Source organism: Archaeoglobus neptunius (assembly GCF_016757965.1).
GTDB classification, from domain to species: domain Archaea; phylum Halobacteriota; class Archaeoglobi; order Archaeoglobales; family Archaeoglobaceae; genus Archaeoglobus; species Archaeoglobus neptunius.
This window is the reverse complement of the sequence record NZ_JAEKIW010000001.1, coordinates 187,270-198,193: the sequence shown is the minus strand read 5'-3', so window position 1 is coordinate 198,193 and position 10,924 is coordinate 187,270. Positions and strand designations below refer to the sequence as shown.

Genomic DNA, 10,924 nt, shown 5'->3' with positions numbered 1-10,924 from the left:
TCACCCCTCGGAGCCTGCCAGGATGTAGGCGAGAGGAGAAATCTCATCAAGCTTAACTCTAACGTCGAGAACTGCTGGCAATCCTGAGTCCAGTGCCCTTTTCACAGCACATCTAAATTCATCTATTTCTGTCACCAGCTCTCCATAAGCCCCAAGACTCTCTGCAAACTTGTCGTATCTGGCATTCTCATTCAGTATCGCTCCGTATTTCGCTCTCTCAGTATCTCTCGTTGATAGAAGCCTTGTGTGATTTACCAGTCCCCATGCAGAGTCATTTACAACTATGACTATGATCTGAAGATTGTGCCTCACGGCGGTATCGATTTCGGCCCCGTTAAAAAGAAAGCTGCCATCGCCTGTAATTACGAATACCCTGCTCTCGGGGTTCGCCGCTTTGGCAGCTATCCCCATGGGAATTCCCGCACCCAGATGGCCAAAGGGCCCCTGAGAGCCTATAACATTTCCAGCCCTTCTTGCCCTGAGGTAGAGGAATCCCCACGCTGTTGTCTCACCGCCATCAAGAATTACCGTATCTTCCCTTCTGACTATTTCTGATATTTCCGCCATAAGTCTCTGTGGCTTTATCGGCCGGGTATTTTCTTTTGCTGCCTCCCTGAACATGCTCGCAATGCTATTCGTCGAAACATGAGCAGATTGGCCCCATTCGTCGAATTTTTTGTCGAGTTCAAGTCTGGAGAGAAAGAATCCGACATCGCAGCTCACCGCAACATCCACGTACCTGTTCTTGCCCAACTCTGAAGGGTCGATATCAACCTGAATGATCCTTGCACTCTCCGGAAATCTTTTCCCAAAGCCCAAAAATTCGTCAAACCTGGTTCCGAGAGCAAGAATGCAGTCACTCTCATTCAGTACGGGAGATGCAGAGGCCTGACCTGCGTAGAGTCTATGATCAGATGGAATGCATCCGAATCCAAGGCCGCTGACACATACGGGGATCGAGTGTTTTTCGGCAAAATTTAACAGCAGATTCTCGGCCCTACTCCAGTAAACCCCAGAACCTGCGATTATCACCGGTTTTTCCGATTCTCTGAGAATTTCGGCTGCCCTTGAAATAAATGAATCCTCGCACCCAACCCTACCGGTAAACCGATAGTGCTGAGGTTCTTTCAGCTCAATCTCTCCTTCGATACTGCCGTTGAGCACATCTTTCGGGATTTCGATCAGTACAGGTCCGTATCTGCCTGACAGCGATCTCCTGAAACCCTCCTGTACGTATTCGTGAATTCTGTTGGTGAATGGCACGAGTCTTGACCACTTTGTGTATTCCTTAACCCAGAGATGCCCGTCAATTTCCTCAAAAGCGTTCATGTCAAGGTTTGAATACCTGCTGTGTCCGGCAATGGCAAGAACAGGACTTGAAGCGTAATATGCCTGCGCAATCGCAGGTAAAAGGTTTGCAAGCCCTGGTCCTGTGGGAACTATGCAAAATCCCGGGCCTCTTGTAACGCGGGCGTATCCATCTGCGGCATTTCCAGCAGCCTGTTCATGTCTTGTGAATATCACATCAACCCCTTCTTCGCTCAGGTATTCACACACCGGCAGAATTTCACCGCTGGGTAAGGCAAAGGCGCATCGAATTCCCTCCTTAATAACCGCCTTAGCAACAGCTTCAGCTCCATCCATTCTATCACCTCAAAACTCCTCCAGTTCTTTTCCTTTGGTCTCTGGCAATAGCCAGGGAAGAAAGATCATGAAAAAGAAGGCAATACTGCCCAAAAGCATCCCGTACAGAAGACTTGAAAAGGTTGCAACGTATCCAACCACCAGACCGCCAACTGACAGGCCCCTTGCAATACTGAAAATCACGGAAGTGGCGGTCGCCCTCATTCTGGTGGGGAACATCTCACTGCTCCATACTCCAAAGAGTGCGTGAGAGCCAAAGCCTATGGGAATCACGAAGAGTGAAAGCAGGGCAAGCTGTGGATTGTAGTTTATGAGGGTAAAATAGGCGAGCATTGCACACCCGATTAGGCCTATGAGTGCGGAAGCAGCAAAGCTGGACCTTCTGCCAACGTAGTCGCTGATGAACCCAACGAAGGGCAAAACTATCAGGGCAACAAGCGAGATTCTCAGGACTATCGCACTCGCCTCTTCTGGAGCGTAACCAAACTGTCTGATTATGAAGGTCGGTGACCAGTCCACTATTGCGTGATAGGCAAACTCTGCAAGCCAGAAGAGAATGGTTGCTAAAATCAGCATCTTCAGGTATGTTTTGTTGCTGATGATTTCTTTAAGCTTCAGCGATTTTTCCGCCTCTGAGCTGTGTTTCTCCCATATTCTGGATTCTGGGAGATACTTGGCGAATAAAACCAGAAACGGAATCGGGTAGAGGGTTACGAAAAAGCATGCTCTCCATCCGTAGACCGGATAGATGAGTGATACTGAAAGGGCGGAGAGTATGAATCCGAAAATGAATGTAGCGTGGATCAGACCACCAAAGAGCCCCCGCCTCTTAGGGGAGTAGAATTCGCTCATGTAGGTGAATGCCAATCCCCATGTAACCCCCATTCCAGAAATAATTCTGAGCACAGCCAGTGTCCAGAAGTTTGGAGCGAATGCAGAGAGGACACTGAAAATCACTACCCAGAGTATCGAGAGAATGAGTGCATTTTTCCTGCCAAACCTGTCACCAAGTTCACCAAAAAGCATTGCACCGAAGATGCAGAAAATGTACTGTGCTGAGAAGATGAATCCCACTTCAAGCGTTCCAACATTGAACTCCTTCATTATCGGTTCTGCAAGGAAGTTGAGGAGGGTCAGACCAACGGCATCGTGGGACCATCCTATGGCTGCTGCGACGAGAACGACAAGCTTTTCCGTTCTGCTAAACCTGAACTCGGTTTTAGAATCGGGCTCAAGCATACATTTTTTAAGAATTAATTAATTAAAAAATTTATGCAAATAAATGTGCATTAATGTGCCAGAAAGTTGATATAAACAGAGGGTCAACATCAATTGATGCTCGGCTGGGGAGAGGTGATGCTTGTCCTTGTAATTGCCGTACTTTTTATGGGTCCGGAAAAGTTGACTGATTTTGCCAGGGAGCTTGGAAAGCTTTACGCCGAGTACAAAAAGGCCAAGAGAATGATAGAGCTGGAAGTAATTTACGGAATAGAGCCGATTTCGGATGAAGAACTCGAGAAAAAATCAAAAGAGAACCTGGAAAAAATTGTTGAGGAACTCACTGACTCCTTTCAAGAAGCTCCTCCTCGTTCAGACCGGTGATATCGATCACGGTCAGACCCTTTTTCAACCTCTCGGCCTCTTCTTTACTCATTATCTCCCTAAAAGCCTCATCAGAGATTATAAGGCTGTTTCCGAGCGGATCCTCTAGGATGAGGGTTAGCTCCTCCTCCCCATGGAGCGTGTTTTGTATTCTTTCAAGAATCCACCTGCACCTCCCGACCTTCTCCTCATCTTCAGCATTCCAGCGCATCGCTGTTCTTACTATTCCCTCAATCCTGTCAAGCACCCCCTCCAGATTCGTGATGAACGCCTGACTGGCCGGTCCAGGTTCAACGCTGACACCTATTTCAGGTATCCTTATTGTACCGGAGGTTGACCGTATCACCTTTGTAAAGAGGTTATTTCTGTTGATCTTGATGGTGTATCTCACAGGTTCTCTTGTTTCCACAACAATCGAATCAGCATGTTTAAACCCGCACTTACAGCTAATTGAGGTCAGCAGTACCTTTCCAAAAAATGGAACTTCGTACGTTGACACCACAGTCTTGAGCTCTTCACCGCAGTTCGGGCAGGGTATCATCTTGCCGTACTTCTGATTTTGTTTCTGTCAATTTTCATTCCTGTAGGGGTTATGATCACATAGTCCTCGCCAAGGCCAACTATATCTCCCTTCACGTCCTCGGCGAGCTGTCTCAGGTCTTTAAGTACCCTATCGAGTGTGAGCTTGTCATGTTTTATGAAGGCTATATCGGCAATCACAATATTTCCGTCGTATATTTCTCTTTTTATCTCGGGAATTTCGTTCAATCCAGTAACTTCTGCAACCTTAATGTATGCCGCAGCTTCGCTGCTGATCTCAGCCTCATACTCGCTGAGGTCAAGCTCCTCATACTCCTCAATGTTGATCTTTTCAGACTTACCGAGAATCTTGTCTATAAGCCCCATGCTTTCACCGAAGCTATTTTTGATTTAAAGTATTTAAAGATTTTTTGTGAAGTCACTCAGCCTTCACAACCTGATTTCTAATGGTGCCTATTCCTTCGATCTCCATCTCGATTATATCTCCCGGTCTGATAAGCCTGCCCAGATGCATTCCACAACCTCCCCCGGGAGTGCCGGAGAGTATTACGGTTCCTGGGTAGATCGTCTGATCTCTAGAGAGGTGCTCTATCAGATCCGGGATTTTCCAGTACATATCCTTCGTGTTTGCTTCACTCCATACCTCTCCGTTTACTCTCGCTATCATTTTCAGGTTGTGGGGATCCTTGATTTCATCTCTCGTGACGATGCACGGCCCAATCACCGTTCCGTTGTCAAAGTCTTTGCTTTTTAACGGGCCAAGAGGCATCGCCCTGAGCTCCAACAGTTCAATATCTCTTGCACTCACGTCGTTAACAATTGTGTACCCAAAAACGTGCTCGTAGGCATCCTCTTTCTTTATATCCCTGCCCTTCTTTCCGATGACTATCCCCAGCTCGAGCTCGTAGTCAAGGAGCTGAGTAAATTTGGGCCACACGATTGGCTCGCCTGTACCAATCACGGATGACGGATTCATTTTATACCCGACAGGTATCTGGTACCACTCTTTCGGCACATCCATTCCGAGCTTCTCATACGCCATCTTAACGTGTTCTTCGAATGTCGAAAAGTCAACCATGAGCCTCGGTCTGGGTATTGGGGCCTTCAGCCTGACAATGTCCATCTCGTAAGCAACTTCAGCCCCGTTAGGAGCCCTGACCTCTTTTCCATTCTCGATCATGTTGCTGACGTATTCACAGGCTTTTTTTGCTTCGAGGAGAGCTTTATCCTCTCCATCCAGAAATTTCAGCATATCTGGTGGAATTCTGGCATTTGCGATCCTCAGAGGTGTGGTCTCTCCTTCGATATTTCTTAGATACGTTGCGTAACTCAGGGTGAGGTCGACGACTTTCCCATTCAGCAAAAAACCTATCCTTTCAACCCCCTGCACTTCGAACGTGACCAGCTTCATAGCAGTAGTAGACGGCGGTTATCTAAGCCTTTTCCCGAGCATCTTTTTTGCCACCTCTAAAATTTCCTGAAACTGCATGTCCTCACCCTTTATATCCCTGTAGGCTCTCGCAACGTTGGCATATATTCTCTCCACCTCGTTCCACTCAGAAAACTCGCCTAGATCAATGTTTTCAACGATTTCATCCACGCCAAGTCCCCTTACCATACCCTTTCTTGTTTCCTCATAAACAAATTCCAGATACCTCTTCTCGATCTCAACCTCTTCTTTTCCGGCTATACCTCCGTGACCGGGGATGTATACATCTGCATCAAGCTTTAGAAGCTCTTCTAGAGCGTTTATATACCCCTTGACTGATCCTGCGAGAGCCAGTGGTGTGCATGGCTTTGCAAACAGCAGATCGCCGCAGAAGACAACTTTTTTCTCGGGCAGGTAAACATAGCAGTCACCTGTTGTATGCGCTACTCCCGAATATCTCAGCAGAATTTGCGTACCGGCATTTATGCTGAGAGATTCCCTGAACGTAACGTCCTGTGGTGTAATTTTTGCTCCGCTAAAATCAAGATCTGGAAAAAGAGACTGGTAAATTTCTACAAAGGCATTCATCGTCTCTTTTCTTGCATTTTCCTGGCATATGGTTATGGCATCAAACATGTGATTTGTCCATACGTGGTCGGGATGTCCATGAGTGTTTACGAGAAGTTTGATTGGCATGGTGGTTATTTCCTCAATTTTTTCAATCATGGACCTCGTTTTACTCTCGTTTGCCAGACTGTCGATGAGAACAGCATATCTGTCCCCGATTATCAATCCAGAGTTGCTGACGAACCATTCACCCCTCCCCTGGATGTATGCATAGACGTTTTCCGCAACCTCCACGAATTCACCGTGCATGCAACCACCTCCCTGCTTGCTCAGTACTGTGGATCGAAGGCAAGCATTGCAAACACCTTGGCATCGTTGACCATGTGATCTATAACACAGTACTCATTTGCCTGATGGGCAACACCATCTGCCGTGCACCATGCCGCCGTCTCGGTAAATCCTTTCCGTCTGAAGAAAGATGCGCAGGTATTCCCTCCAATTCCGTAGAGTTTGGGAGTAATGCCCCTCAGCACCTCCAGCGTCTTCTTCAGTCTCCCTATTATCACTGCCGTCTCAGGTGTTTGTGGAGATGACACCTTTTGCACAACCTCAACCTCAATTCTACCGTTTCCTCTCATTTCATGAAAATTCCTGATGTCCTCTATGTAGCCAAGAACCTCTGCTACATCGTAGTCCGGAATGATCCTGCAATCCATATAGCTTACATCCAGTCCTGGGATTGTATTGATGTTGTCAACATTTTTCTCTCTTTTTGTTGGCTCAAATGTTGAGTGGGGTGGGATGAAGAGGTTGTTTTTTCGGTTGAACTTGGAGTGCAGTTTCTGATCAAGGTCCAGGATGAACTCCATCGCCCTTCTGCTGGCGTTGACGCCTGTGGGCATGCTTGCGTGACTTTGCTGACCATATACCTTAAATTTAAGCCACAATATGCTTTTTTCAGCAATTTCTATCATATCACCTTTCGGCGTTCCTATGTCTGGAATGATGAACATATCATTTTTGCTGAAAATATCCTGTTCAATCAGATGTTTGATACCATAATTGCTTCCTGCCTCTTCATCAGCAACGTAAACGACTCCAAAACTGTATTTTGGAGTGTAGCCACTTTCGATGATGGCTTTTGCGGCAAAAAGAGATGAAACTATGCTCTGTCCATTGTCCTCACTGCCTCGTCCGTAAATCCGGCCGTCCTTAACTACGCCCTTAAAGGGAGGGGTGTTCCAGAGTTTTTCGTCACCCTCGGGAACGACATCAAGATGGGCGACAATCCAGATTGTTCGCTCGAGTGCACCCTCTATCTTCGCCACAATGTTAGGTCTGACTCCATCACTAACTCTCTCATCCCTGACGTCATACCTCTCCACGGAGTCAAAACCTTTAAGATGCTTCATAAGGTATTCAGCCTTTCTGAACTCACCATCTCCATCAAACTCCGGGGGTATTGCTTTTATTTCGATAATGTCACAGAGTGTTCTGATCATTTCATCTCTGTAACCATCCACAATCTCAAGAAGTTTCATGCTACCTCCTCAATAATCTTTCTCAGTTCCCGCATAATCTTTTCCGTCTCGACCACAACACCCTCATCATCCGTGGATTTTTTCAAAATCTCAAGTTCGGCTAAAATTGGAAGGCACACCTTCATTTCCTTTCTACCATTTCCGGCAAGACTCTTTAATATATCCAGTCTCCTTCTGGCGTTCAGGTCTTTATCCAGCTCATTCCTCAAGTCCCTCAGCATTTCGGCAATCTTCCGTCCGTAGGTTGTGAGAGTTATAACCCTCATTCTCCCCTCTACCTTGCTCTCAACAATTGAATTCCTCTCGAATTCACCGAGAACCTTGGAAATATAGCTGTAAGGTGAACCAACGTCGGTTGATATTTGAAGGGGATAGATTTTCTCATTCGCATCCTCCGCTTCCAGGATTCTGAGTAATATATCTACAGTTCTTTCATGAAGAAATAGCTTGGCAAGGCTCAATTCCCACACCTCCCGTTTCTCCTTTTTTTGGCAGAAATATTTAAAAATTTTTCAACTTATTTAATGTGTTATTTTGTGCTGTGCTAACCAGATGACTTCCGTCACAGGATTCTGCACGGAATTCAAAACCTTCTCTACAGAAGGCGCAGCTAATCCCGATGTCCAGGCAGAATTCTTCTATCCTTTTCATTATCCTGTACCTGTCCTCTCTTTTCATGTAGTAATACCTGCCTACTCTCTCCCGATATCTTTCGTTCAATCCGGGAAGGATCTTTGAAACTCTTGCAAGAGAATCCGGCTTCAACTTGAGGGTCGACGTCACAACATGATCCGGGTTACTGCGATCGATTATATCCAGTCGATTTTCATTAATTTCCGGAATTACAGGATCAAATCGCAGTATTGCTGGCAGACCCGCATCTTTTACTTTCCTCAGGGCATCAATTCTTTTCTCAGTTGGCGGTGCATTGGGTTCGAGAAAGTCGAGTCCCGTGATGGTTATGCTTACTGCACACCGCATCTCGGACAGTATATCCAGATCTCTCACCACAATGTCGCTTTTCGTAACCACCAGCAGCCTTACGTCATACTCTCTCATGATGCTGAGACATTTTCTGGTAATCTCTCTCTGTCTTTCCACAGGCGGATACGGATCTGAACTGTTGGACATCGAGATCAGGGAATCCGGGGGTAATGTTTTCAGGTCTCTCTCAAGGTTTCTGAACAGGTCCTTCTTTTCTCTCAGATGACGGAAGTTTGGTATGTAGGTGGCGTAGCAGTAAGTGCAGTCATGGGCGCAACCTGTGTAAGGATTGAAGGAGTATTTTTCTGGGCATGTGCACAGTTTCGATTTCCACGGATCAAATGGACGAATGACTCTCATAGGTAAAGTTCCCTGTTAATCCAGGGTATTAAAGCCATAGTGACTGACAGTCTTGCCAGTTCGGTCCTTGAAATCACACCTTTGCTGAGGTAATGCACCGCTCCGGTCTTTTTCCCGAGATCCTCTATTCCTGAAAGTTCTGACATTACATCTCCAACTTCCTTTCCCTTAAGCACCTCACCGATTACCATTGGGGGATACTCAAATCCGGGACCGAAACCTAGGGTGTAAACCTTTCCATTGTAGATGGCTGCCACCTGAAAATCGATATAGCCTGTAATCGTCCCATCAAATCTGAAAAGCCCTGCTTCAATACCAACAGAGAAGTCATATTCGCTGGAGTAAGATTTTTTAGCCCTCTCAATTGCTCCTGTTATGGTTTCACCGTCGAAGGGTTGGGAAGGAATGTCCGTTTTCACCTCCACACCTGTAACCTCCACGTCCTCAAAATACTGCAAGAATGCCTGTCTGGTACCCTCAACTTTCGTGGGATTCTTGGAACCAACCACGACCCTCATATTTTCACCCTCTCAAAACAGATGTATCTATTTCCAAAAACGAACACCATCCTTTTCCGGACGTTTTGTGCAAGCCTAACGGCCCTGGCGATTTCGCTGAGCTTCATGGTCCTGTCATCTGTGATGTCTATGAGATACTCAGAATGCGGGAGATCATCAGCACCTGTAACCTTTCTGTATATTCTAAAATCACAGCCGAACTTGTAGCCAGTTTTGACCACAAATTTTCTTGTTTTAAGGTCTTTGTAAACCTCATATCTTCTGTCAAAGTTATCCTCCACCTTTCTGGCAGTTTCAACAAGCGTCTTCACATCACCGTTCAAAATTTTCAGGACCCCCATTTCTGCCAGATAAACACTTTCAATAAGGGAGAGTGCCACGAACTCACCCTTGTAACTTCCGAAAAAGAACTTCTTGAATATTTCCGTATCAGGTGTCAGTACACGATCTTTGAGCACTATGCCCCTGATTTCACATATCTCCTCTACCTGTTCTCCCGTCATATCCGGTTCATACACCCGATAGTATGTTATCTCGCTTTCCTCATCAACAACAGCCAGTCGAAAATCTTTGAAACTCTCTGCCTTCTCAGCTATTTCTGCGATCCGAACTTTTTTTCTTTCTGAAATGGGTAGATAGGCTCTGTTCGTTAAGAGATACTCTCCCTGAATTCTTACTCTGTTTCCCCTGTCTCTCAGATCTTCGTAGACAAAATAGTACGTGGAAAAATCCTCCATCTGATCTTGAGCCCACTCAAGGACCTCTGACATTTCCCCGAAGTTTGCTATACCCCTCATCTGGAGGTAAACAGCCTCTATCGGATGAAGGTAAATTTTATCTCCCTTTTTTACACCAAAACCCCTTCTTTCGATTGACTTTTTTGCATTTATTACCGCAAAGTTTTCTGAGAGCGTCATAACTCTACCCCGTAAACCCTCTCGATGTTCTCGACACATATTTTGTAGATGAAGTCCTCATCATAACCTTTTTCCAGCAGTTCCCTCATCTTTCTGGGAACCGTTTTTGGACCGAGTACTGCCCCGGGCCTCCTGCGGTCATCTATGTAGTCCGTCTCCACCGTAAATCTATCTCCCTGAGTTGCAGCCTTCAGAACGTTGTCATTTCCGGCAAGTATAGAGGGGAAAATACCGATTTCCTCAAATTCCTTCACTCTTGCTGGTGAGAAGTGTTTCACGACCTTCTCTCTTTTCAAACCTGCCCTGTCAGCCATTTTCGCTATCTCCATCATACCCTCTTTTGTGTAGCTTTCCGTGTGGAGCTGTACGGCGCATCCGACATCTTTTGCGACCTCAAATGCATGCATCAGAACTTCATTGCTCAGCTTCCATACCTGTCTGCTTACCGGATAGTGGGGTCGTCCCGACTTCAGAGCCACCGCCTTTCCCTCCTCGACGTATCTTCCTGCCAGCTCGAGTGCATCTTTCATTATTTCTGCGGCTCTCTCATATCCAAGTCTGTCTCCAAGAACGGTTATTTCTGCCGGATGAACTCCAAGAACTGCATAAGCTTTAACTATTCTGTTTGCCCTGTTCACCAGAGACACATGCCTATCAAAGACCTCAGCAAAATCCATACCCTTTTCTGGTTTAACACCGTAGTGATGGCAAAGCAGGTTAACCAGAAATACGTGAGTTCCGCTAGCATTCCTGAACTGTTCCAGTGCCTTAAGTTTGAGATTATTGTAAAGATGCATGTGGTCATCGGTTATTATCATGGGC

General features: G+C 46.1%; 13 protein-coding genes. 1 reads left to right on the top strand and 12 read right to left on the bottom strand.

Going from position 1 to position 10,924, the window contains the following annotated elements; genetic code table 11:
• Nucleotides 1-1,644 carry a thiamine pyrophosphate-binding protein gene (locus JFQ59_RS01090; RefSeq protein WP_202318544.1) on the bottom strand — a complete coding sequence of 548 codons (1,644 nt, stop codon included), beginning with the start codon at nt 1,642-1,644 and terminating at the stop codon, nt 1-3.
• A gap of 9 nt (nt 1,645-1,653) precedes the next feature.
• Nucleotides 1,654-2,883 (bottom strand): MFS transporter, encoded by a 1,230-nt coding sequence (locus JFQ59_RS01085; protein WP_202318543.1) that lies wholly within the window; start codon nt 2,881-2,883, stop codon nt 1,654-1,656.
• A 96-nt stretch (nt 2,884-2,979) separates the two neighbouring features.
• Between JFQ59_RS01085 and JFQ59_RS01080 the strand changes: the two genes are divergently transcribed.
• On the top strand, nt 2,980-3,246 hold the full coding sequence (locus JFQ59_RS01080) for a Sec-independent protein translocase subunit TatA/TatB (RefSeq protein WP_202318542.1): 267 nt from the start codon (nt 2,980-2,982) through the stop codon (nt 3,244-3,246).
• Here JFQ59_RS01080 and JFQ59_RS01075 read toward each other — a convergent pair.
• Genes JFQ59_RS01075 through JFQ59_RS01030 form a run of 10 tightly spaced genes read right to left on the bottom strand, consistent with a single transcriptional unit; the run spans nt 3,203 to nt 10,920 of the window.
• Entirely contained in the window at nt 3,203-3,787 is a 585-nt protein-coding gene (locus JFQ59_RS01075; RefSeq protein ID WP_202318541.1) for a ZPR1 zinc finger domain-containing protein, read from the bottom strand. The two genes, JFQ59_RS01080 and JFQ59_RS01075, sit on opposite strands and share 44 nt — an antisense overlap.
• Nucleotides 3,784-4,152, bottom strand: coding sequence for a cell division protein SepF (locus JFQ59_RS01070; protein ID WP_202318539.1), 369 nt, complete (start codon nt 4,150-4,152; stop codon nt 3,784-3,786). Before JFQ59_RS01070 ends, JFQ59_RS01075 begins: the two co-directional genes overlap by 4 nt.
• A gap of 52 nt (nt 4,153-4,204) precedes the next feature.
• Nucleotides 4,205-5,197 (bottom strand): fumarylacetoacetate hydrolase family protein, encoded by a 993-nt coding sequence (locus JFQ59_RS01065; protein WP_202318538.1) that lies wholly within the window; start codon nt 5,195-5,197, stop codon nt 4,205-4,207.
• Between the two features lie 18 nt (nt 5,198-5,215).
• Complete coding sequence (locus JFQ59_RS01060; RefSeq protein ID WP_202318537.1) at nt 5,216-6,091, bottom strand: MBL fold metallo-hydrolase; 876 nt, start codon at nt 6,089-6,091, stop codon at nt 5,216-5,218.
• A 20-nt stretch (nt 6,092-6,111) separates the two neighbouring features.
• The gene (locus JFQ59_RS01055; RefSeq protein WP_202318536.1) at nt 6,112-7,323 is read right to left on the bottom strand and encodes a M20 family metallo-hydrolase; all 1,212 of its coding nucleotides are present in this window, start codon (nt 7,321-7,323) and stop codon (nt 6,112-6,114) included.
• Entirely contained in the window at nt 7,320-7,793 is a 474-nt protein-coding gene (locus JFQ59_RS01050) for an ArsR family transcriptional regulator (RefSeq protein ID WP_330999816.1), read from the bottom strand. Before JFQ59_RS01050 ends, JFQ59_RS01055 begins: the two co-directional genes overlap by 4 nt.
• 31 nt (nt 7,794-7,824) lie before the next feature.
• A complete protein-coding gene (locus JFQ59_RS01045) occupies nt 7,825-8,667 on the bottom strand; it encodes an SPL family radical SAM protein (RefSeq protein ID WP_202318534.1) in 843 nt (280 codons plus the stop codon).
• Nucleotides 8,664-9,185, bottom strand: a complete 522-nt coding sequence (yjjX, locus tag JFQ59_RS01040) for an inosine/xanthosine triphosphatase (protein ID WP_202318533.1) — start codon at nt 9,183-9,185, stop codon at nt 8,664-8,666. Before yjjX ends, JFQ59_RS01045 begins: the two co-directional genes overlap by 4 nt.
• Entirely contained in the window at nt 9,182-10,102 is a 921-nt protein-coding gene (gene endA, locus JFQ59_RS01035; protein ID WP_202318532.1) for a tRNA-intron lyase, read from the bottom strand. Before endA ends, yjjX begins: the two co-directional genes overlap by 4 nt.
• The gene (locus JFQ59_RS01030) at nt 10,099-10,920 is read right to left on the bottom strand and encodes a TatD family hydrolase (protein ID WP_202318531.1); all 822 of its coding nucleotides are present in this window, start codon (nt 10,918-10,920) and stop codon (nt 10,099-10,101) included. The genes endA and JFQ59_RS01030 overlap by 4 nt, the downstream gene beginning before the upstream one ends.
• Nucleotides 10,921-10,924 lie beyond the last annotated feature (4 nt).

Bases quoted from the DNA above. Each gene is read 5' to 3' on its own strand.
- JFQ59_RS01090 (WP_202318544.1), bottom strand. From the start codon at position 1,644: ATGGATGGAGCTGAAGCTGTTGCTAAGGCGGTTATTAAGGAGGGAATT.
- JFQ59_RS01085 (WP_202318543.1), bottom strand. From the start codon at position 2,883: ATGCTTGAGCCCGATTCTAAAACCGAGTTCAGGTTTAGCAGAACGGAA.
- JFQ59_RS01080 (WP_202318542.1), top strand. From the start codon at position 2,980: ATGCTCGGCTGGGGAGAGGTGATGCTTGTCCTTGTAATTGCCGTACTT.
- JFQ59_RS01075 (WP_202318541.1), bottom strand. From the start codon at position 3,787: ATGATACCCTGCCCGAACTGCGGTGAAGAGCTCAAGACTGTGGTGTCA.
- JFQ59_RS01070 (WP_202318539.1), bottom strand. From the start codon at position 4,152: ATGGGGCTTATAGACAAGATTCTCGGTAAGTCTGAAAAGATCAACATT.
- JFQ59_RS01065 (WP_202318538.1), bottom strand. From the start codon at position 5,197: ATGAAGCTGGTCACGTTCGAAGTGCAGGGGGTTGAAAGGATAGGTTTT.
- JFQ59_RS01060 (WP_202318537.1), bottom strand. From the start codon at position 6,091: ATGCACGGTGAATTCGTGGAGGTTGCGGAAAACGTCTATGCATACATC.
- JFQ59_RS01055 (WP_202318536.1), bottom strand. From the start codon at position 7,323: ATGAAACTTCTTGAGATTGTGGATGGTTACAGAGATGAAATGATCAGA.
- JFQ59_RS01045 (WP_202318534.1), bottom strand. From the start codon at position 8,667: ATGAGAGTCATTCGTCCATTTGATCCGTGGAAATCGAAACTGTGCACA.
- yjjX (WP_202318533.1), bottom strand. From the start codon at position 9,185: ATGAGGGTCGTGGTTGGTTCCAAGAATCCCACGAAAGTTGAGGGTACC.
- endA (WP_202318532.1), bottom strand. From the start codon at position 10,102: ATGACGCTCTCAGAAAACTTTGCGGTAATAAATGCAAAAAAGTCAATC.
- JFQ59_RS01030 (WP_202318531.1), bottom strand. From the start codon at position 10,920: ATGATAATAACCGATGACCACATGCATCTTTACAATAATCTCAAACTT.